This is a genomic window from Spiroplasma turonicum (assembly GCF_001262715.1).
Taxonomy (GTDB): Bacteria; Bacillota_I; Bacilli_A; order Mycoplasmatales; family Mycoplasmataceae; genus Spiroplasma_A; species Spiroplasma_A turonicum.
Map to the genome: position 1 here is coordinate 319,417 of NZ_CP012328.1, position 23,874 is coordinate 343,290.

The window sequence follows — 23,874 nt, forward strand, 5'->3', positions numbered from 1 at the left end:
AGGAATAATTTATGAGTTTTTTAACACCTAGATTGTTTGCATTAGCAAAATTAATTAATGATGATGATATTGTAGCAGATATTGGAACAGATCATGCTTATTTACCAATTTATTTAGCCAAGGATAGAAAAGCAAAAAAAATATTTGCAACTGATATTGCCAATGGTCCGTTGACTGTTGCTAAGGATAATATTAGATCTTTTGGTGTAGAAGATAAAATAGAGTTATTATTAGAAGATGGTATAAAATGAACATCTAATTTGAATATTTCAATCGATGTTTGTATTATTTCGGGCGTTGGCAGTAATACAATGCAGAATATTTTAAAATTTGACAACAAAAATATTGACTCTTTTATTTTTTGTTCTACTAATAGCTTAACTAAATTAAGAGAATGAACAAAAAAACAGAAATATTTTATTGAAAAAGAAATGTTTGTTATTGATAATGATATATTTTATGAAATTATAAAAGTTAATAAATATGCAGGAACTAAAGTCAAAAATAAAAAAGATATTTTGTTTGGACCAATATTAAGAAAAACTAATGATAAGATATTTATCCAAAAATTAATGTTAGAAGAACAAAATATTATGAAAATAATTAATAAAATACCTAAAACTGATAAAAACTTTAAAGATTTTGTTAAGACAAAAAGAATAATTAGTTCAATACTAAAAAAGGGGATAAAGAATAATGACAAAACTAAAAACTAATGTGGTTATAAATTATATAAATGATTTATTTCCTAAATATTTGGAAGCTGAGTGAGATAAAGCAGGTTTTCAAATTGAAGAGGTTTATAGTCAAAAAAGTCAAGATGAAATTAGTGGTATTGTTATCTGTTTAGATGTAACAATGGACGTTATACAATATGCTTTAAAAAATAATGCTAATTTAATTATTAGTAGGCACCCATTTATTTTCAAAGATTTAGAAGAAGAATTAAAAAACAAAAAAGAAATGTATGATTTATTAGTTAAAGAAGAAATACAAATATTTTCAATACATACTAATTACGATAATAGTGAAAATCAAGGTTTAGTTTCATTGTTAGAAACTCAATTTAATATAAAAAAAGATTCTATTATAGGTGAAACAACTAAATATTTTGAAATTGAGTTAATTAGAGAACTTCAATCAAAGGAAATTATTGAGAAATTAAGTTTTATTTTCGGTAGTGCTAATGTTTTGGTTACACAATCTATGGATTTAGAAAAAGATTTTAATAAATTCTATATTGCTACAGGAGCTTGTGGAAGTCTCTTAGAGGAACTTAATTTAAAAGATATATTTTTTGTTACTGGTGAGGCTAAATGACATGAATGACTTTATGCAAATCAAAATAACGTTAGTATGCTAACATTAGGTCATTATATGGAGAATTATTTTATTGAGGATATTCAAAATAAGCTTTTAAAAACTTTTGAAGACCTAAAAGTTTTAACTTATGACATAAAAAATCAGTTTAAAAGAATTTAATTATCTTCAATACTTTCTAAAAATTTTATAACTTCATTTTGAATTATACTTGGTGTTGATGCACCTGCTGTTACAGCAACTGTGTCAACACCTTTTATTTCGCTCAATTTAATATCTTCCTTGCTATTTATTCTTATAGATTTTATTCCTTTATTTTCTGCTAATTCAACTAATTTTAAAGTGTTGTTGCTTCTTTCATCACCAACTACATAAAGTAAATCAATTTCTAATGGGTTTAAATCTAAAACTGCTTTTTGCCTTACTAATGTTGCATCACATATATCATTTTTAAACTTTGAATTTTTATATTTTTCTTTAATCTTTTTATAAATAACATCAGTATCGATAATAGATAAAGTTGTTTGATTTGTAACAAATATATCTAAATCACTATTTAGTTTCAAGTTTTCAACTTCTTCAATGCAAGTAACTAAATGAATTTTATCATTATTTATTGAAGTTAAAGCTATAGTTTCAGGGTGATTATGTTTTCCAATAAATATAATTTCATATCCTAAATTTAAATAATCATAAATTAAGTTTTCGGTTTCAAGTACTCATTCACACTTTGTGTCTATTATAATAAGATTATTTTGTGCTGCATATTCAATAATTTTTCGATCAGTACCATGTGCAGAAAAAATTACAACACTATTTTTGGGAATTTCTTTAACTATATCAAGTCTTGACCGCTTTCAATCATCAATAACAATTATTCCACTATTTTGTAGATCGTTAACAACCATTTTGTTATGAACTAATAAACCTATCATATATATTTCTTTATTTGGATAATCTTTAATTGCTTGCTTAGCCATTTTTATAGATTTCACAACTCCTAGACAGAAACCTCTAGGCGTAACTTTTATCACTTTCATAAATACCTCTTTAAACCATTATATTTTATAATTAATTTATTAATATATAAATTAAAAAGAAAAATTAATTTAAAATAATATTATTGGAGGAGTTATGAAAAAAATATCTAATTTTTTAATCAAACTAAAACCTTATAAGAGGAAATATAAAATGTTTTGATTAATATTTACATTATTTACATTATTTTTATTTCAAATGATAATGCTGATTTTCTCTTCTGTTGTTGATCATATAAATAGTGGATTTTATTATTGAATACGAGGTTTTCATTCATTATTAGTAGATAGTAGAAATGAACCAAACTCAGCACAAGGTTTTATATTTGCTTCAACTGTAATTGGTACTATCCCATCTGTTGCAATAATTCCTTTTTTATATTTTATTTTTACTAATTGATTAATAAATGAAAAATTAAGTGATAAGTTTATAAACGTTCCAACTGAAAAATATAAGTTTTGAACTAATTATATTCACTTTAGTGGAATAGCTTTAGTGTTTACATTATTATGTGGTTCTTTAACATACATTAATAATGGTGGATTGTTACCCAATCAAGCGTATAATGCAATTCTTGGAGCATTTTCAGATGATTTTGGAGAAAGAATTGCTGGTATATCTGCATTTTTATACTATGGTATTGGGATGGTTTTTTTATTTATAATGATTGTATGAAATATTTTAATTGCTCTTTCTTGAATAGGTAAAAAGATATCAATATTATTAGAAAAATGAAGTGAAATAAGAGCTGCAAAAAAAGAACAAAAACTTGCTAAAAAAATTGAAAAAATGGAATCTAAAAAAAATAATAAACAATAATGTATTAGAATATTTAAAAGGGGTAAATTATGAAAAAGTTGCTTGTTATTTTAAGTTCCATTTCAGTTGCTAGTTTTTCAGTTTCAAATGTTATTGCGTGTAGTCGACCTACTTTGTTTAACAAATATACTGAAGAAGAGAAAATATTATCTATAAGAAACTTAACTTCATCATTATTAACAAATAATGGAGTAAAAGTTGGTAACTCCCTAACTGAAGGTGAAATTAATACTTTAATATCAAGATTAAATTTAGATAAAATTTTAGACGAAGATGAGTATTCTAGATTGTCACCCGAATTGATTAATGTTTATATAATGGGGAACTCACTATTAAATGAAATATCAACTAAGGTTCCTGGTTATGAATGAATTTCATCGAAAATTGCTTGGCAATCTCAATGATCTTTAAGAGATTTATTTCAAGAAAAAGAGTGAGGTATTGCAAATAATGTCAGTGGTTGGATGGATCAAAGATTTCAATTCAATGGATGGTCTTTATCTATTACTTTTTTAGATGAAAAAGGTCTAGGTTGAACAGGAGAAGGCAACCCACAATATGCAAGAATTAATATTAATAAAAGACTTGTAGCTGATAAAGATGGTAATATCATCACTGAAGAATCTAATCCTGACGCAATAAGAGAAGCTTCGATAAATGCTCTTGAACCTATATTTGATTCAAAGCGTGCAATTGGACCAATATATAATGGTTATGCTTCATCAAGCAATTTAATAAGTTTAAAAAACGTATTTGAGTATGCTAATAATGGTTTAAATCCAGGTTTTGTAAACTATTCTCCAAGTGTCATGGATTTAATAAATAACTTACCAATGAATTTTGATTTTGGTAATGATGTATTAAAAAGAAGCCAAGAAAAAATCGAGAAAAACCTAAACGATTATTTAAAAAATAATCCAATTTATTTAAGTTCATCATCTGTTGTTAAAGATATTAATATAATTTTCAGAAACCAAATATATTCTACATTATTTAGTGAAGCACTTGATAGACGAAACTTTGTAAATGAAAATGGTCAGCATTATAGCAAAGAACAAATGTATGTTGCGAGCAAGTACATGAAAAAGTTGTTCTCAGACTTAAATGAGACTTTAAACACAATACTGCAATCTTCTTGAGTTCAAAGTAATGTTGAAAGTAAAACTTTTATTGAAAATTTTATATCAGAATCAAAAACAAACATGAGTATTGATGCAAAAGAACCAGGGCTTGACTCAGGTAAAATAAGTCAGTTCAAATCTAATTTATTAAAATCAATTGAGTTATCAAGAAATATTTACGATCCTAATTCAAGTCAAATCGATTTTGCAAAAACTATGCTAGTTATGGTAAATAATAAAGAAGTTTCAAATGCTAATTTTGAAACTGAAGGAGAACCTGAAAACCCAACTATTCCAGGTTTAGAATCAAATTTAAAAACAGTTGATGATTATAGAAATTTTGGTTATGATAATTTTTACAAACTTATATCAACTTATTATTCTGAAAAAGTTCCTAGGGGAGAAGAATTAGATTTTTATAAATTTAATCCAGATAAAAATACTAGTCTTGATAAACAATTCAACACAGATATTTATTTTAAAAGTGTTTTTTTTGAAGATAGATTTAGCGATAATGGAGACTCTTTATTTGATAAATATAATGAATTAGTTAATAAGAATAATGGTTATTATAACTCCTTTTTTAATTCAGGTTTTTTATCAAATGTTAATGAAGCAAATGAAAATGTATTGTTCGAAGAAATGTCTAAACTATTAGGAGAGATTACTGGTTTAGATGAACCAAGTAATTCTAATCCATATGATTGGAGGGTTTATTTATTAAATGATGTCTATATGAAAAAAACAACCGAAAACTTATATAATACTTTAGCTGATTCTAATAATTTCCACAATTTTGGTATTTCATTAGATAAGTCTAGAAATTCAACTCCAGTAACTGATTCTAAAAATTTAGATGATGATAATGCATTTGCAGAACTAATAAAATACAATGAATTAAGTTTTGCCTTAACAGATATAAATAATAATAATGAGTCATCATCATTTAGTTCTAGATTATATAATTATGGAACTGCTGGGGTATTTGATGGACAAGAAGATGTACTTTATTTATATAAAACTAATGTAAATATTTACGGAAAAAATTATAATAAATCCTTTGTTAATGAAAACCCTCTGAATAAACCAGAATTATATTTTGGTGCAATAAAATTGTTTACTAAATTATCAAACTTAACTAATAATTTTTTATCTGAATATTGAAATAATTATGTTAAATTAAATCATAAAAACCCTGATTATAATATAAAATAAAAAAAAACACGATTATCGTGTTTTTTTATTATGCTATGCATTTTTTTAAAATTGTTGATTTGCTAATAATTAAAAATATATGAATGAGTAATAAATAAAGACTAAATTACTAACTATGGCAACTTGCAAATTAGTCTAGTCGAAAGAAAGGATGTTATAAATTGTATAAAAAAATGAATGTATCATCTTCTGAAAGTGATGTAAAGGGAGATGATTTCATTATTTATTTGCCATAGTGTCCACAAGGACAAAATTAATATATCAAAATAAAATAAAGATTTCAATATATTTTTAAAAATATTTTTATTTTTTTAAAAATATTTTTATATTTGCTTTTTTTTTATACAATTTATATAAGGTATAATTATGGCAAAAAGTAAAAATTTTAAAGAATTGTTAGATAATCTGTTAAAAACTGAGAGTTTTTCTTATTTTACTATATTTAATATAAATAAAAATGACCTTGAAAAGGTTTTTGATTCATTAATCTTAGTATCAGAAAAAATATATGATTATAAAAACTTTTTATTAAAAAAAATAAGGGATAAATATATCTATTTTTCTGAAAATATTTTTAGTGAAGGTCATTTTAGAAAAGCTGAATCAAAAGAAGAGTTACAAGAAAATAAAGCATTTATAAATAGTTTATTAATAACAGCGACTCGTATTTTAGCATGTTTATATAACCAAGTACATGAAAATGAAAATTATATGAATATAAACAGATTAGAGATACCTAATTTTGGAAATGATAAATACGATATTAAATCTTATAAAGAAAGTTTATTTTGCTTCTTAAATTCGCTTTTAAAATGATCTCAATATTTTATTGATTTTAATGACAACAATAATATAAATTATATAACTCAAATAGATGACTACATTAATGTTGCAGTTTCAAAAATTAGACTCTTTAAATCGTTATTTATTTTGATTTGAATATATGGTGTTGTTGAGAAAGCAATATATGTTCATGAATATTGTAGTTCTTTATCTTCTACAAAAGATGGCTATTCAATTTCTAACATATTTCAATCTAACGTATTGGAACCCATTGGTGTAAACAAAATAATAGATAATTCAAATCATTCACTAAATGTAGCTATAAAAAATAATTTTAATGCTCATAAGATAGAGTCATTAAGAAATAATTTCTATAAGTCAGTAATTAATAAAATAAATGAAAAAAACATTGTTGAATACAGTTTTAATGATTATATTAACATAATCGAAAAAATATCAAGTTCTTTTAGTTTTTTTAATTCTTATGAAAAAAATAGGTATTTTGACAGTTTATTTAATATACTTTCAAATACAACTAACTTTGATAAGGGTGTTAATTTGATTAAAGATATTACTTATAAACATATTTATCATCAGAATAAAGATTTAACATTTGCAAACTTAATTAAAACAAAACCAGATTTGGGACAATTTAAACAATTAATATTCAAACATAAAATAAAAGATTATAAAACAACTTTTTATTCATTTCCAGAGTTTATTAATTTGTCTTTGAACTTACAAAAACAAGAATTATTTACTTATGTTGAAGATGAAATTGTATCAAAGCAAATCGTTCATGACTCTTTAAGAGAGACTGTAGAAAGTTTTTTTACAACTTTAAAGTTCAAAAACCCTAATTTTTTATTTAATGACATTACTCAATTAAAAGTAAAACCTATAAAAAGAGAAAATGACTTAAATTATGAAGGTACATTTGATTTTGCAATAATTAATAAATCAAATAAAGTTTTATACTTGATTAAATGCATTGGTATGAAATCATATAAAAACTTATTTAGTTCAGTTACAAATGATGTGTATTTAGGTAGCAGATTTAATGAATTTTGTGAGAAAAATATATTTGCTCCATATGAGTTATACACTAAAAATTGAAATAAATTCAAAAAACAATTAAATTTTAAAGATATATTAAGAGTTGAATTTTTAATTGTTTCTGATGAAGAAAATAAATATTTCGTTACTAAAAAAGTAGAAGGTATGAATGTTCATGTTATTAAGTATGATGATTTAGATTATTTCTTTAGAAGTTATATCTTAAAAGAAATTAGTATTTTAGATTAGCTATTTAAGTAGTAAAATTATTTTATGAAATTAAAAGAAACAAAATTACCCTATGTTGCAAGCGACTTAGATGGAACAATTGTTAGAAATGAAGATTTTAAAATTTTAGAAAGTACTGTTATTGATATACAAGAGTATCAAAAACTTAGTGGAGGAAAGTTTTTTCTTATAACAGGTAGAGCTTATCAAAATATGAAGTTTTACATAAATCAATTAAACATTGAACTTCCAATAATATGTTCAAATGGATCTGCTATTATTGATCCAAAATCTAATGAAGTTTTATATGAAGCTGAGATGAATGAACAAACTGTATTAGAATTATTAGATGATGCAACTAAACATAGCTTAGATGTAAATGTTTATACTGCTCGAGAATTAATTTCATTAAAAACATCAGAAAGATATAAAAAATATACTGAATTATATTCTCATTATCCTAAAAATCTTCAACCAGAATTCACATTTATAAACGATTATAATGAACTTATTCAAGAAGTTAAAAATAAAAAATATAAAGCATTAAAATTAATGTATTCTTTTGATCCAATTAATGATGTTGCTCAATATGAAAGACTGGTTAAGTATTTAGAAAGTAAAAATCTTTATCATCCTCAAACATATATTCAATCAAGATTAATAATTGATGCAATGGAAAAAGGAACAAATAAACTATCAGGTTTAAAAATGTGATGTAAAATCATGAATGTAAATATAGACACTATTTATGCAATTGGTGACAATAATAATGATATTGAAATGGTTAAAGGATGTAAAAATGGTATTAGTGTGGGAAATGGTGTACAAGCATTAAAAGATGTATCTAAATTAGTAATTGATGAAATTGATAATAATGGAGTAGGTAAATATTTAAAGGAGTTATCAAAAGTTTATTAATATGAAAAAAGTTGCATTATTTGGAGGGAGTTTCGACCCTATACATACTGACCATGTAAATATTATTAAATCATGTAAAGAAAATCTAAAGTTTGATGAAGTATGAGTAATTCCAACGTATTTGAACCCTTTCAAACATCTCTCTTATTCAAGTGTAAATCAAAGATTAGAAATGATAAATATTGCAATAAGAAATCTTAATTATGTCAAGGTTGATAAATATGAAGTTTCTAAAACAGAAAGATCATATACATATGACACTATTTGTTATTTTAAAAATAAATATCATGATATAGAATTTACTTTTATTATGGGATCAGATCAATTAGAAAAGTTTGAAAAATGAGATCATTTTGATGAGTTAATCAAAGCAATTGATTTTAAAATATTTAAACGTGATGATAACTATGATAAAAATATTTTAAATAAATACAATTTAAAATTATTTGATTTTGAAAATAATCATTTAAGCTCAACAGAAATTAGAAATCTTGGTAGATTAAATTTACAAATAAATGAAGTTAATGAATATGTTAACAATAATTTGATGTATTTATATGAAAGATTAGAATCTAAAATGACACAAGAAAGGTACTTTCATTCATTGAATGTTGGTAGGTTCGCTTTAGAATTAGGTATGTTAAATAACTGTAACTTAAATAAAGTTTTTATGGCAGGAACTTTACATGACATAGCCAAAGAATGAGATGATAAATGTATGATTGATTATCTAAAAAAATATGACCCCTCATTATTAAATGAACCTGATAAAGTATGACATTCTTATGTTGGAGCATTTCATTTAAAACATGATTGATATATTAATGATGATGATGTTATTAGCGCTGTTTATAAACATACTGTTGCTGATAAAAATATGAGTGTTATTGATATGATTGTATTTTGCGCTGACAAATTATCATATGAAAGAAATTATTTAGAAATCGAAAAATATAGAGCTATTGTAAAATCAGACTTGGAACTTGGTTTCAAAGAATTATTGAAAAGACAATATGAATTCGCAATAATAAAAAATGGTGAAAATAAAATAGGAAGTAAGTTAAAGGATTCTTACAATTGGTGAATTAAAAATGATTAAATCAAAAAGTTATTATTGTTTTATTTTTGCTATGTACGAAGAAGCAAAAACTACTATCAAAAATTTAAACTTTCAATTATTAGAAAAAGAACCATTTGAAATATATAAAAAAAATGATTATTATATTGTTATTTCAAAAATTGGTTTAATTAATGCAGCGACTTGTTTTTCTTACATAAACACAAAATATAATTTCGATTATTATATAAACATTGGAACTGCATGTGGAGTTGACAAAACAACATCAATTTTTGAATTTTTCTTTATTAAGAAAGCTTTCTTAGGAAATGTTGATGCAACTGGTTTTGGTTATAAATTTGGTCAAGTACCTCAAATGCCTGAACATTATTCTTCAGTAAATTTATTAGATAAAAGTTTGTTTAATTATAAAGAAGTTGATATATGTTCATCTGATATTTTTATTAACTCAAATGAAAAAGTTAATAATGTAGTTTATAAAATTGATAAAACAATAAAACTTGTAGATATGGAATCTGCTGCTTTATTTCAGTCAGCCTATTTAATGCAAAAAAACATTTTGTCTATTAAGATAATAAGTGATATTGTTGGGTCAAATTCTAATGAATTAGATTTTAATTCAGTTTTAAAAGATTGTTCAGAGCGTATTTACCAATTAATAAAAAAATTTAATATATAAATAAATGGAATTTATTCCATTTTTTTATATATTAAATAGATAAAAATGTATAATTAAAATTAGAAATACTTATATTTTATTAACTATTTTTAGTGTAATTATAACAATAGCAATTGTTCAAAATGCTAAAAAACTTATTAATATAAGAAATTTTGATCAAGAAAAAAATTTGTGTAGTATTTTATCAGAAAATCTAATGATAGCTCAAATTAGAAATGGTGCTGCAAGCAGGATAGCTGCAATTATAGCAATTACTTCTGTACTCATTTTATACCTCACTTTTATTATTCTACAATAGATAGGGAAAGGAAATCAATATGAAAAATAATGTATTTTATTATTCAACTTCATCAAATGCGTTTCAAATGGAAGGGGCAAGAAATCTTCACGGTAGGACAGATTCTATCTGAGATTGATATACTAAAACTTATTTTAAAATACCACCGAATAATTCTACTGAAAGAGAAATTAATTCAATAGAAGTAGCAAGTGATTTTTATCATAAATATAAATCAGATGTAAAAATAATGAAGGATTTAGGATTAAATGCATTTGTTTATAATATGGATTGAACAAGAATTTTTCCAAAAGATGAAAATTATGTTAATCCTATGGGTTTACAGTTTTATGATAATTTATTTAATGAGTTAAGTAAGAATAAAATAAAACCAATTCCTATATTATTTCATTGAGACACACCCATGTGATTGGAAATTAAAGGAGGTTGAACATCAAAAGAGATATTACCTGCTTTTAGAAATTATTGTTCAACAGTATTTAAATATTTAGGTAAGTATACAGATGTTTGATTTGTAAATGATGAAAACAAATCTTTTACATTAGACGGTTATTTAGGTAATATATTTCCACCCTGTAAAAATAGTCCAAGTGACTTTGTTAAGGCAATTCATAATTTGAACATGTCAGCTGCAATTGCAAAAGAAGAATTCTTAAAAGCTAAGAATGAAGGATATGTTAGTGAAGATTCAATTTTAGGTATTGATGATGATTGATCGCCACCCATAGTATGGAATAATGGAAATGATGAAAAACAAAATGAAGATTTAATAAATAACTACAATGCTTGAATGAGAGATTTTTGAATTGACCCAAATATAAAAGGTGAGTATCCTAAAGTGTTTTGAGATTATTTAAAAGAAAATAAATTAGATGCTAACATACTTGAAGAAGAATTAAGTTATTTACAAAAATTTAAACTAGATTTTATAGGTTGAAACTTTTACAGACCTTATTTTATAACAAATAAAAATAATAATGTTGATATAAAACTTTTACATAAAGAACCAGTTAGTTACTCATTTGGTGATTTTGTTGTTGTTTTACCAAAAGAACACAAAAACTATACTAAATGATTATGACCGATATATCCTGAATATTTAGAAGTAGGATTAAAAGCATATAAAGATAAATATAATTTACCAATAATGATTATTGAAAATGGTTTTGGTGATTTTGATGACAAATCTAATGAACTTATTCTTGATATTGATAGGATTAATTATTTACAACCCATATTAGAGTCTGTAAATAAATGTAGAAAATTAGACTTAAACCTATTCGGTTACTCAATGTGAACGTTTTGTGATATTTTTTCTCCAAGTGCAGGATATAGAAAAGATTATGGGCTAGTATCAGTTGATTTTAATTCTCAAATTAAAGAAAGAAAACCAAAATTAAGTTATTGTTATTATAAGAATGTAATAATGTCAAATGGTGAAGATACAAATTTTGATAAAGAAAGGTTAGTAAAGGAATTAAGTAATTTATTAATAAATTGAGATATTCTTTGAAAATAGTTATGAGAGATATTAAGTTAGGAATTGATGAAGCAGAAAAAGCACAGAAAGAATATGATGATGTTAAAAATTACTTGAGTAAACAAAAATATACTTCGTTTTATGAAGAAAGAAAGAGAATAAGCAAATTATTTTGCTCAATGAAACTATCAAAACCAATTGAGGAAGTTTTTGAAGCATTTCTAGACATTTCAATTGAAGATATAAATCCAAATATAAATAAAGAAGATTTTGAAGAAGGTCAATGATATAGATCTAGTAAAAAAAATAATAATAATTTGTTTCGACTTGAAACTCTTCAAAAAAATAAAGAAATTAGTTTATCTTGAGTTGCTAAAAAACAATTATTTATTAAATCAGTTAAGTTTAAAAAAAATAGTTCAAATACCAAAACAAAATTAACTTATTTTGATTATGTTAAGGGGGACACTTCAATACAAGGTTTTTTTGAAAGACATATATTAAATACATATATTAAAAAGCAAGTATTAGCATTTAGAATTCAAATTTTTAAAACATCAATTAAGTTAAATTTAGTTAAGGAAAAAGATATTCCAAAAGTAAATAAAAAGATAGCTAAATTAAGTGAATATATTAAAACTATGATATAAAACATAAAATAAAAAAAATTTCTATTTTATGTTTTTTTTTTGGAAAAAAGGGTATAATTTTTTTAAAGGAGGGTGTATGAAAAAAATATTGTTAGTTTGTTCAGCAGGTATGTCTACTAGCATGCTTGTTAAAAAAATGCAAATGTATGCAACAATTAAAAAACTTGATTTCGAGATTGTTGCAAAAGGAATTGCTGAAGCTAAACAAGAATTATCATCATATGATGCAATAATGATTGGACCACAAATTAGTTACGCATTAGATGAAGTTAAAAAAATGTCATCAGGTAAGCCTGTTGAGTTAATTCCAACACAAGTTTATGCATTGGCAAAAGGTGAAGATGCCGTCAAACAAGCCCTAAAAATGATGGGTGAATAACAGTTTGAAAGGAGATAAAAAATGGACGATAATAAATTTACGCCAAATAAAAGCTCTAGGTCTTCTGAAAAACTAGGCTTTAAAAAATGGTTTAATGTAAAATTTGTCCCTGCAATGGCAAGAGCTGGTAATCAAAGACATATAGCTGCGATTCGTGACTCTTTTGGTACAATGATACCATTAATAATTGCAGGTTCGTTAGGTGTTTTAATTAATGCAATTGTATTTGGTGGTGCAGGTTCAGGATATGTTTCTTTATTAGGGCTTTTTGCAAAAGCAGCCCATTCTGATTTATCTTGAGATCAAATTTCTGAATTAATTGGAAATGGACAAGTTCTTGGAACAGATGGATCTGTTATTCTTGATGCACCAGGTTGATTTCAAACATCAAAAATATGTGGTCTTGCAGTAGGTCATATGAACACTGTAACAGTAGGAATGATGTCAATATATTTCTCATTCTTATTTGGATACTATATATCATTAGGTAAAGGATTTAAATCACCAGTTATTGCTGGGATGGTTTCAACAGCATCATTTATGCTAGCAAGCTTAGGTGAAGTTCAATTCTTTATGGATGCTAAAGGATTAATTGGGGCAATAATTTTTGGTATTATTGCAACTGAGTTATTTATTTGGTTATCATCTTTAAGATCACTAAATATAAAACTTCCAGACAGTGTGCCTCCAGCAGTTGGTAAATCATTTGCTGTATTCCTACCAGTAACATTTACTTTAATGATTATTGGTGCTTTAAATATAGTTGTACTTGCACCAGCTGTTGTACTTGGAAACTTATTTGTTACAGGTAATACTCAAGCAACTGGATGAACAAGTGCATCTGAAGTAGATACTTTCTTTAATTCTTTGAAAAGCGCATTATCTGAAAAAAATCCATGAGAATTAATTGGTTTATCTGAATCACCAGCATGAATGGATTCGATTAGAGACAATTTATCTGCTGATAAATTTGCTAAATGATATAATGATTTATCAGCAGTTGATCAATCACAAATCGCCTCATTTTCATTAATTGCAGGTGGTCAAGCAACACTTGCTGATATGGTTAATGTTGGCAGCGGTAGTGTATTGCACTTTGGTACAACAAATGGTGTAATAGATGTTATTACTGCATCATTTATAGGAAAAAAACTTGGTCCAACACAATTTGGATTAAGTGCTGCAATTTATCAATTTATTACATCTTGATTTATTGGGTTTGCAACAGGAAATGGAGGATTAGGACTAGGTATTGCATTTATGATACTAGTAGGATTATTCTGATTCTTCGGTGTGCATGGTTCAAACATTATGGGTGGTATATTTGAGCCAATATTCTTAATGGTATTAGCAATAAATACTGCATTAGTTACTTCATTAGGTTATGAAGCAGCAGCAGCTAGTGGTTCAATGGGAGTGTTTACAAAACCATTCTTCGATGGATATGCTTATGTTGGTGGAAGTGGAGCAACTTTAGGACTTTTAATTATGACTTTCTGTTTTTCAAAAAGACGTGATTTAAAAGAAATTGCTAAATATTCAACCCCAGCTGGAGTATTCCAAATTAATGAACCTGTTATATTTGGTTACCCAATTGTATTAAATGCAGTTTATATGGTACCATTTGTATTTACACCAGTATTAAATTTAATTGTAGGATATATATTCTCACCAGCTGTATTGGGATTTGTAAATTATTCATATATCTTAGCTCCTTGAACAGCACCTTGATTCTTAACTGCTGTAATAACATCATTAGATGCAAGAGCTCTAATACCAGCAATGATTTGTTTAGGAGTCACAATAGCAAGTTACTTACCATTTGTATTATTAGATAATATTTTATACTTTAAAAAATTACAAAAACAAGATCCTGAAAAATACGAACTTGAAAAACGTTATTATTCAGATAAACTATTTAGATTCCAAACTAATACTGAAACTAAAATTGAAAATCTTGAAAATAAAGCAGAATATGTTGTTTTAAATGCTGAATCTACAAATGAGTTCTGAGCTAAGAGATTGGTTAACCCAAAAAAACTAGAAGAGCGTAAACAAAAACAACTTGAAGAAGCTAAAATGAAAAGAGAAAAAATATTAAATCAAGTTAAAGAATATAAAGATAATAGAGCAAAAAAATACATTGAACTTGAAAAAAAAGTGAATGAAAAAAACTCTAGAAAAGCTAGTAAATAATTAAAAAACTGTCTTGAAGACAGTTTTTCTAAATCTCTACATATAATGAAGTTACGACAATAGCAATAACAATTACAGTGCATAATAGTATACTAATTATATATATTAAATATTTTTTAACAAAATATCTATGAGCTACCTTTTCTAAAGATTCAATTACTAAGTAAATAATTAAGCAAATTGCAATAGGTATAAAACTAAAATAAGCTAAATTAGAAAGATGCATATTATAAACCTACTTTCAAAGTAATTATAACAAAAACATTTATATTATATAAAGGAGTTATTATGTCAAACTTTAATTTTGAAGAAATATCATTTACAATAATTGCTAATGCTGGTGAAGCAAAGGGCAGAGCAATTAATGCAATTCATCTAGCAAAAGAAAATAAATTTGATGAAGCGCAAGAAGAACTAGAACTTGCTGAAAAAGCTATGGGAATAGCTGGACACAGCCATATGGATGTTATATCTGCTGAAGCTGCTGGTGAAAAAATTCAAATTCCAGTTTTATTCATGCATGCAGAAGATCAACTACTCACTACTGAAACTGTAATATTATTATCAAAAGAAATGATTGAATTATACAAGCAACTAAAAAAATAGTTAAAGTTTATTATTAATAGTATTTAATAAATTACATTAATAATAAACTTTTTTTATTTATAATTATTATGATTAGTGGGGTAAAAATGAATACTAGTAAATTAGAAATATTAATAAAAAAAGAAGATTTAAAAAATAAAATAAAAGAGTTAGCCGATCAATTAAATGAAAAGTATAAAAATGAGTCGTTAACTGTAATTGCAATATTAAATGGAGCATTATTTTTTTTCTCCGATTTATTGAAGTTATTAAAAATGCCAATACAAATTGATACAATAGTTGTTTCGAGTTATGATGGAACTAAATCAACTGATAAAATTGTATACCATAAAAAAATTGTTAAACCAATTATTGAAAACCAAAATGTCATAATTATTGAAGATATAATTGATACTGGAAGAACAATGAACTCAGTCTTTGAGTATGTTCAATCTTTAAAACCTAAAACATTAGATTTAGTCGTTTTAGCTTCAAAAGAAGATACAAAAACAAAGTTTAAGTACGATTATAAGTCATTATTTATAGTACCTGATAAATATATTGTTGGTTATGGTTTTGGAATTGATGATCTATATAGACAACTTGAAGATATTTATATAATAAATGAGTAAATTCAATAAGTATTTAAATTTAAGTTCAATTATTTATGATTTAACAAAACCAGTTGGTGAATCAGTAGACGGTGATTTAGAATTTTATAAAAAAGAATTAATACCTATTAATGGTAAAATTTTAGAATTAGGATGTGGAAATGGTAGATTAACTATCGCATTGAAAAAATATAATGTTGATATTTATGGTATGGATTTATCTGATTCAATGAAAACAATTTTTTATAGTAATTTGTTAAAAAATAATGTAATAGTCCCTTATTATAAAGAGGATATTTTAAATTTTAGTTGTGATGAAAAGTTTGAATGTATAATTCTTCCAAATGGATTTATTAATTTATTTAATGAAGGTGAAGCAAAAATGATATTTGAAAAGTTATATAGTCTATTAAATATTAATGGATTAATCTATATTGATTTAATTTATCCTTTTAACTTTAATGTAGGAAGTATATTTATAAATGAGTATCAAGTCAATGACAATATAATTACTGTGGAAAATTTTTCTAAATATTTAAATTTTTTAGAACAAAAATCAATTAATATTATAAAATATTATAGAGAAAACAAATTAGAAGAATTACAAGAAATGCATTTACATTGATATTGTTCTTATCAGATTAATAATATTTTAACAAAAAGTGGTTTTTCACTATTATCAAGATACTTTGACTTTAATATTATTTATAAGAAAAAATATAAAACATTAACAGTTTCTGCAAGGAGAGAAAAATAAGTATGAAATTAGCAGTAGATATTGGTGGTACAAATATAAGATTAGCAATAATAAATGGCAAAGAAATTATTAAAAGAGATTCCATTATTTCAGAACCTAATGATTTTGAAAAAAATTTTTCTGAAATACTTAATGTTACTAATAATTGAAATTATGAAATTGATTCTATAGGAATTTGTTGTCCTGGGCCTTTTGATCCAATTACTGGTATTATAATTAATTCTAATAATTTACCTGGATGGAATAACATTCCTTTGAGAGATAGATTTCAAAAAGCTTATAAAATAAAAAATATAAAATTAGATAATGATGCAAATATTGCTGCTTTAGGTCAATATATAGTTAGAAATAATTTACATTCTTTATTATATTTTACTATTTCAACTGGAATAGGAGCTGGTTATGTAAATAATGGGAAAATTTTGAATGGATTTAAAGGAACTGCCCTTGAGATAGCTAATGCAATACCAGATATTTATGCGAAAAACCCAACAAAATCAGGAATTGAATTTGTAGCAAGCGGAAGAAATATTTTTGAAAATTTAAAAGCAAAAAATATAGATATTAGTTCAACTAAGGATGCTTTTGATTTATTTAAAACAAAAGAAAACCAAGTTGTTAATTCTTACTTTAAACATATTGAAGAAAAATATATTCAATTTTTTTCAACAGCAATATATTTCTTTAACCCTGAAATTGTAGTAATTGGTGGAAGTGTTGCTTTAAATAATAAAGAATGATTTATAGATATATTTGAAAAGGTAAATGAGATTACTTCTGATATTGGCTATAAAACTAGACTTGAGTTTGCTTTAAATTTAGATGATAGTACTCTAATTGGTTGTGCATTAATGTAAAAATATAATATAATATATTTATAAAAGTTCTGTAAAAGGTGTGCTCATGGTCAAAAAAATTATCTTGTTTTTCTCAATTTTTTTAACTATCTTTAATACTTTTTTAGTATTGTCTTGTTCAAAAACACCAAATACCAGTCAAGATTCTATAAAAAATGAATTTCAGTACAATGCGTTATTTAAAAACTATGTATCTGATTTATCTAATGTAATAGAAAATTGATACGTGAATTATGTTAAAAATGTAGATTTCTTTGAAGATGATGGCACTTCAGATAAGTTATTTTTCAATGCAAATACATTAAAAAGAGCAAGTGAATTAAATATTAAAATAAATGATGTTTCACCAACAATTATTGATATTAATAGTAATAATTTCAAACCATTTTATGAAGGTTATATTAATGATATTAAATCAATTACAAATTATAATGTTTTGATTGATAGCATAAATAATTTTAAAACAATTGAAAAATATAGTTATTTAACAAAAGGTATAGATAGTATTTTCAACTCATTTGATATTGTTGAAGGTACTAACAAATTTTATTTTCAAAGTATAACTCAAAGTAATGAAAATAAAATTACTAATGATAAAATAATAAACAACTTTATTTTTGATGTTTCATTTAATTATAACTCTTGAAATAATAAAGTTTTAAATAAAAGTATTGGTTTGCAAAATACCTTTAAGTTTACTTATTATAAATCTACTAATATAACAAAAATTATCTCAAATGTGAAAAACGTATTTGAAAAAAACTTATCAAAGCATTCTAATATAACGTGAGATAATATAAAAAATGATAATTTAAATGAAAATAAGTATATAAAAATTAAACAAAAAACACTATCCTATTTTAAAACTATAGAAAAAGACGTTCTAAATGAAATACATAGTGTTTTTAATAACCAAGATAAAAATAGTTTTAGGTTAGAAAAAATTGATAATAATAAATCTATTTTTTCAGATGTTAATTATGTTAATCAAATAGAAGCTGATCAAACTAATTCTAATCAATATGAATGGCATACAAAAAATAAAGGTGAAGAACTTTATGATTTAATATTCCGTAAAAACTATGAAAAAAAACTTTTTAATATAAATAATCAAAATATTAGTTTAGATCAAACATTAAAAACCTTTCTTGATAATAATGTTGTAAAATATATTGAAAGTTACAAGGAAAGATTAAAAAAATACATAAGCAATAATAATTTAAACATTTCTTTGAATGACATTATAACATCATCCAAAGTTGGTTATATAAACATTAATAATTTAAGATTATTTAACGGTAATAAATATATAGACATTGGAAATATAAAACTTTTAATATCATATTCAATAAATAATGAAAAAATAATTGAACTTAATGACAAAGATATATTAAATTCAGAAAATTATATAATGTTGTATAATAATTTAACCAAAGGTATTCAGGATTTTCAAGAAGCTTTTGGTGTTATAAATAATATGGAAAATAAGGATAGAATTATATCTTTTTCTAGTTTTAAAGATTACTATGGTCGTAATTATTTTACATATATTGAAAGTGCTTTAAATAAAAAGGACCCAACAGATTGAACTTTGTTAAGTAAGTATCTCTCATTAGATGTTGATGAACCTACAGTTAATAATATTTGAAAAAATAAAGCATATGATAATCAAGAAATTTTTGAATGGAAAGTTGAAAAATCTAATTATTTTGTAAAACTTAAAAGTGATACGTTAAATAATGCTGCGTTTATAATTGAAGATTATTTAAAAAATACTAATTCATCCGAATCCAGCGATATAGAATATGGAGAGAAAGAAATTAAATTTATATATAAAAACGAATTAATTAATGCTTCATTTAAAACAGATAAAATTTGAGGTATTTATAATGGTGAAAATTATAAAGATAAAACTATATTTGAAATTGTCAAGATATAAGGAGAATTAATGTATTATGAAGGATAAAAATAAAGAAAATTATAATAATGAAGCAATAAAATATCAAAAAGATTTAATTCTAGATGAAAATTTTGATAAATCAAAAATAAAAAAAATTAGTTTGTTTTCATTGATTAAATTTTGTACTAAGATGTTATTTTATGAAAAATCATTATATATTTTTATATTAATAATTACTTTGTTTACATTTGGTGTAGCTTTGTTTATTCCTTTTGCAACATCTAGCAGTCTTGTAGTAATAGTATTTGATTTTTATGTTTTAATTTATATTTCAAGTTTCTTATTTTTATTGTTATTAAGAATGTGTCAATTTTATTTTAGTAGAAAAGTAGAAGATAAAACAGTTTTTATAGTATTGTCAAATCATGTATCTAGGTTTAAATATTTCATTACTCAAATTGTTATTATTTTATTTATAGCATGATTAAATATATTCTTTAGCTGAATTTTAATAAATTTATTTTATAATATATTTAATGTTTTTCAAGAATCAGAGGTAATATTAAGAAAAACAACCTCATTCTTAGTTTTTTCATTTTTGATTACATTCTTTCTTGTTTGCTTAATAATATTTTTATCAGTATTTTCAAATAACCAAACAACATTAGTAATTACTACTTTAATATTGTCATTTTCTTTTATTGCTAATTTACCATATCAATTTATAAGAGCTAAAGAGAAAAGTGATGTAATATCTTTTTCAAGTTTCGGGCAAGAACAAAGTTATAGAGTTTCGAATATTTATGAGTCATTTGATTTCATAAATTATGTATATAATAATAAAATAAAATATAATTATTTATCAAATTCGTTAGCTAATTTCTTTATAAACAGCTCAATTGCAAAAGATAATTTTTCAAGATTTGATCAAAATGGTAATCCTAATGATTCAGTTATGTTGAGATATAATTATTGAAAAAGTTTAGGTTTAATTGAAGAGTTTGAAGATAATAAAAATTATAGTTTAGAAAACATTCAAGTAAATAATTTTCCAGGTGTCGCTGATTTTTCTAATAATGAAATATGAAATAATAATGATTATTATAATATAAGTTTTCATTTTAAAAACAACTTTATTAGTATTGATCAATTAAAAACTTTAATAAATCAAACTAATGATATCGACAAAAAAAACATTTTATTAGATTTTTATAATTTAAATCAACAATTAATAAAAGATATATATAACTTTCAATTAGATAAGGCAGATTTGTTTGATGATTTCATTAAAATGGCATTTAATAGTAATCAAAATCTAAATACTTCATACATTTGTTCTACAAAAAATAGCAGTAATTGTGCAGATTTTAAATCATCATATTTAATTTCCATCTATAAAAAAGAATTATTAAATGATTTATATAATGGAAATGAATCTGCAACATATTTTGCTTTGAAACCTAACCAAGAACAAGTAAAAAAATTAATAAAAGAAGATTTATATTTGCCAACAATGTTAACTGCAAGAGTTATCGAAAATTATTTTATTGATCCAATAAGTACTTTTAAAACAGTTACTAACTTAAAAGTCCTTAAATCAAATGCAAACTGAGTTGAGTTCACTAATAGAAGACAGTTATTTAATATTTTTACATATCTTAGTCCTTTTTATAGTGTATGAACAAACTATACTTATTATTCAGGATTTTCTTGAAAAGATTTATGATTTTCACCATATAGTACAAGTAGTTTAAATCTTTATGATCAAGAAAATTTATTATTACCTTATTTAGTTTATGATTTAAAACTTGATGAAAATGGAATTATATATAATGATGTTTATGACAAAAAAACTGAACCTTTTATATTCATAATTATTATTTTTATAATATGTTCTTCATGTTTAGTTGCTTCAGCATTTAAATATAATGTAATTGATTTAGCATAAATTTATTATAAAATTAACATATATAAATATTCTAGGGGGTAGTATTTTATGAAAAAAATATTAACAATTTTATGTGTATTATCAACAATAACTATTAGCCCATTAATAACAATATCTTGTTCAAATAAAGAAAGTGATAATAGTGAAGAAACAGATATTAATTATTATAATAATTTATTAAATGATTTTAAAAGAGAGGTTTATCGAATACTTAATAATTCAATAACTCTAGCATCAGCAAATTGAATTGAATCAGGAAAAACAAGTGAAGCAAATAAATTTTTAACTATTAATAATTTTAAAAATGTTGTTGATTATTATGAAGAACACAAAAATTATAATTTATCTAATGAAGATAAAGAAAATTTAATATATGATATGAATAATAAAATAAATGTTAATTCTATAATATGAAGTTTAAATGATCTTAGAAATAACTCAAAATATGACATCCTTTTAAAAGGATTAGAAAATTTCTACGGGGGAATGGAAATCGATTATTCAACTCTTGATATGCAAAGGAAAGAATTTTTAAATGAAGAAGGTGAAGAGCATTCATATAACTTTAATGGATCTTTATCTTTAAAATTCAACTTCAAAATAAATTATTTATCTATCGATAATAAAATATCTAGACTAAGCGATTTAGATTTTGATTTTAAATTTGGTATTAGTCAAGATGAGTCATTATCAAATTTATGAAAAGATTTTTTTAATAACTTATCTAAAAATTATTTAGCTTATTCAGATTATGGTGATTTAGACTCTAATAAGTTAAAATTAGATAATGAAGATAAAATACCTTTTATTGTTTCAAATGCAACTGTAAATATTATAAAAGATGAAAGAACAAAGTTAGCATCATATTTTAGTAATGATTCTTTTACTACAGGTTTAACTGATTTAGTAAAGAAAAATAGCTCTTTAAAAGATATTAGTATTGACTTTGCAAGTGCAGACAAAATTAAAACATTTGAACAATATGATCTTGATTGAATAAATAGTTTAAAAGCAACCGAAAAAGAATATTTATTTGATGATTCAAATATAAGTAAAAACTTATATAAATATATTTTTAATTTAGATAAAAATGAAAAAGTGGGAAATTATGATAAAGCATTAAATGATTATTTATTAGAAAATTTCAATGATTGAAAAACTTCATATAAAAATGTTATGAACGAATATTTTAAAAATAATTTAAATTACGAGCAAGCTGAATTAGTAATTAAAAAATATAGTAGTTATTTAAAAGTAGGCACATTAAATATATCTAATTTAAAAGCTGTTGTTAAAGGTAAAACTATTGATGGGAATTATGATATATTTGAGCAGCCGTTACCAAAGTTTAAAATTCAGTTTAGTTATTCTATTGATTTAAATGAAAAATATCTTAATGATGAAAATAACATAATTGAAACAGTTGATAGTTTAAATACACTTAAATCTATTTATACTAATTTGTGAAATTCAATTGACATTTATCAAAAATGCATTGGTATAACTAAAAATAATAATTTAGAGACAACAGTACCAATGATAATTCTTACAGGAGATGCAACAAATTTGGGTGTTGGTCAGTCATTTTGAAACCCAAAATTTTCTATATGAGAAAATTTAGGTAAGGATAAATTGCTAGATATAAAATTATCAGACTTAAATACATTTATGTCTGTTTATTTTAATAATTCTGATTTTAATATGGAAACAATATTAAGATCATTAGTATTTTTAGATTATTCTAGACAAGGTTTTATATCGCAAAGTTTTACATTTGAAGACAAAAATATAAATATAAAAGCAAATAAAAATAATGTTATTTTAAACTCATCCAAATCTTATGATTTTAAACATAATTTTACAATGAATTTTATAAATGCAACATTTAACTTTAAAAATTTAAAATTAACAAATAACCTTAAATTAATCTCAAGAACTTAACTTTAAGGTTTTTTTGG

The 23,874-nt window shown here is 23.6% G+C and carries 21 protein-coding genes; 19 read left to right on the forward strand and 2 right to left on the reverse strand.

The genetic code is table 4. The annotated features are described in order from the left end of the window. Positions 1-11 precede the first annotated feature (11 nt). Together STURON_RS01570 and STURON_RS01575 are read left to right on the forward strand one after the other, a co-directional pair. Positions 12-716: a tRNA (adenine(22)-N(1))-methyltransferase gene (locus STURON_RS01570; protein WP_075048128.1), complete on the forward strand. Its 705-nt coding sequence runs from the start codon at positions 12-14 to the stop codon at positions 714-716. Beyond that, positions 697-1,482 (forward strand): Nif3-like dinuclear metal center hexameric protein, encoded by a 786-nt coding sequence (locus tag STURON_RS01575; RefSeq protein WP_082236164.1) that lies wholly within the window; start codon positions 697-699, stop codon positions 1,480-1,482. The genes STURON_RS01570 and STURON_RS01575 overlap by 20 nt, the downstream gene beginning before the upstream one ends. On the opposite strand, the gene ispH is transcribed toward STURON_RS01575, so the two are convergent. Further along, positions 1,479-2,360: a 4-hydroxy-3-methylbut-2-enyl diphosphate reductase gene (gene ispH, locus STURON_RS01580; RefSeq protein ID WP_075048129.1), complete on the reverse strand. Its 882-nt coding sequence runs from the start codon at positions 2,358-2,360 to the stop codon at positions 1,479-1,481. The two genes, STURON_RS01575 and ispH, sit on opposite strands and share 4 nt — an antisense overlap. Before the next feature lie 94 nt (positions 2,361-2,454). On the opposite strand from ispH, the gene STURON_RS01585 reads away from it, so the two are divergent. The 6 genes from STURON_RS01585 to STURON_RS01610 all read left to right on the forward strand — a co-directional run bounded on the left by STURON_RS01585 (position 2,455) and on the right by STURON_RS01610 (position 10,255). After that, positions 2,455-3,177 carry a hypothetical protein gene (locus STURON_RS01585; RefSeq protein ID WP_075048130.1) on the forward strand — a complete coding sequence of 241 codons (723 nt, stop codon included), beginning with the start codon at positions 2,455-2,457 and terminating at the stop codon, positions 3,175-3,177. Between the two features lie 29 nt (positions 3,178-3,206). After that, positions 3,207-5,513 carry a hypothetical protein gene (locus tag STURON_RS01590; protein ID WP_075048131.1) on the forward strand — a complete coding sequence of 769 codons (2,307 nt, stop codon included), beginning with the start codon at positions 3,207-3,209 and terminating at the stop codon, positions 5,511-5,513. Positions 5,514-5,879: 366 nt separating this feature from the next. Further along, positions 5,880-7,601, forward strand: coding sequence for a hypothetical protein (locus tag STURON_RS01595; RefSeq protein ID WP_075048132.1), 1,722 nt, complete (start codon positions 5,880-5,882; stop codon positions 7,599-7,601). A 24-nt stretch (positions 7,602-7,625) separates the two neighbouring features. Next, positions 7,626-8,498 carry a Cof-type HAD-IIB family hydrolase gene (locus STURON_RS01600; RefSeq protein WP_075048133.1) on the forward strand — a complete coding sequence of 291 codons (873 nt, stop codon included), beginning with the start codon at positions 7,626-7,628 and terminating at the stop codon, positions 8,496-8,498. Position 8,499: 1 nt separating this feature from the next. Further along, a complete protein-coding gene (locus STURON_RS01605; RefSeq protein ID WP_075048134.1) occupies positions 8,500-9,597 on the forward strand; it encodes a nicotinate-nucleotide adenylyltransferase in 1,098 nt (365 codons plus the stop codon). Next, on the forward strand, positions 9,590-10,255 hold the full coding sequence (locus STURON_RS01610) for a 5'-methylthioadenosine/S-adenosylhomocysteine nucleosidase family protein (RefSeq protein ID WP_075048135.1): 666 nt from the start codon (positions 9,590-9,592) through the stop codon (positions 10,253-10,255). The genes STURON_RS01605 and STURON_RS01610 overlap by 8 nt, the downstream gene beginning before the upstream one ends. A gap of 69 nt (positions 10,256-10,324) precedes the next feature. Here STURON_RS01610 and STURON_RS01615 read toward each other — a convergent pair whose 3' ends face one another. After that, positions 10,325-10,522 (reverse strand): hypothetical protein, encoded by a 198-nt coding sequence (locus tag STURON_RS01615; RefSeq protein WP_075048136.1) that lies wholly within the window; start codon positions 10,520-10,522, stop codon positions 10,325-10,327. Positions 10,523-10,572: 50 nt separating this feature from the next. Between STURON_RS01615 and STURON_RS01620 the strand changes: the two genes are divergently transcribed. The 11 genes from STURON_RS01620 to STURON_RS01675 all read left to right on the forward strand — a co-directional run bounded on the left by STURON_RS01620 (position 10,573) and on the right by STURON_RS01675 (position 23,857). Next, positions 10,573-12,072: a glycoside hydrolase family 1 protein gene (locus STURON_RS01620; RefSeq protein WP_075048137.1), complete on the forward strand. Its 1,500-nt coding sequence runs from the start codon at positions 10,573-10,575 to the stop codon at positions 12,070-12,072. Beyond that, positions 12,063-12,683: a hypothetical protein gene (locus STURON_RS01625; protein ID WP_075048138.1), complete on the forward strand. Its 621-nt coding sequence runs from the start codon at positions 12,063-12,065 to the stop codon at positions 12,681-12,683. Before STURON_RS01620 ends, STURON_RS01625 begins: the two co-directional genes overlap by 10 nt. Positions 12,684-12,759: 76 nt before the next feature. Continuing rightward, on the forward strand, positions 12,760-13,062 hold the full coding sequence (locus STURON_RS01630; RefSeq protein ID WP_075048139.1) for a PTS sugar transporter subunit IIB: 303 nt from the start codon (positions 12,760-12,762) through the stop codon (positions 13,060-13,062). A gap of 21 nt (positions 13,063-13,083) precedes the next feature. Next, a complete protein-coding gene (locus STURON_RS01635) occupies positions 13,084-15,258 on the forward strand; it encodes a PTS sugar transporter subunit IIC (RefSeq protein ID WP_075048140.1) in 2,175 nt (724 codons plus the stop codon). Between the two features lie 288 nt (positions 15,259-15,546). Then, entirely contained in the window at positions 15,547-15,864 is a 318-nt protein-coding gene (locus tag STURON_RS01645) for a PTS sugar transporter subunit IIA (protein ID WP_075048142.1), read from the forward strand. Positions 15,865-15,950: 86 nt separating this feature from the next. After that, complete coding sequence (locus STURON_RS01650) at positions 15,951-16,475, forward strand: phosphoribosyltransferase (protein WP_075048143.1); 525 nt, start codon at positions 15,951-15,953, stop codon at positions 16,473-16,475. Further along, on the forward strand, positions 16,468-17,211 hold the full coding sequence (locus STURON_RS01655) for a class I SAM-dependent methyltransferase (RefSeq protein WP_075048144.1): 744 nt from the start codon (positions 16,468-16,470) through the stop codon (positions 17,209-17,211). The genes STURON_RS01650 and STURON_RS01655 overlap by 8 nt, the downstream gene beginning before the upstream one ends. 2 nt (positions 17,212-17,213) lie before the next feature. After that, positions 17,214-18,068, forward strand: coding sequence for an ROK family protein (locus STURON_RS01660; protein ID WP_075048145.1), 855 nt, complete (start codon positions 17,214-17,216; stop codon positions 18,066-18,068). A 46-nt stretch (positions 18,069-18,114) separates the two neighbouring features. Next, entirely contained in the window at positions 18,115-20,007 is a 1,893-nt protein-coding gene (locus STURON_RS01665) for a hypothetical protein (RefSeq protein WP_075048146.1), read from the forward strand. Between the two features lie 16 nt (positions 20,008-20,023). After that, positions 20,024-21,916, forward strand: a complete 1,893-nt coding sequence (locus STURON_RS01670) for a hypothetical protein (RefSeq protein ID WP_075048147.1) — start codon at positions 20,024-20,026, stop codon at positions 21,914-21,916. A 48-nt stretch (positions 21,917-21,964) separates the two neighbouring features. Next, a complete protein-coding gene (locus STURON_RS01675; protein ID WP_075048148.1) occupies positions 21,965-23,857 on the forward strand; it encodes a hypothetical protein in 1,893 nt (630 codons plus the stop codon). Positions 23,858-23,874: the final 17 nt, after the last annotated feature.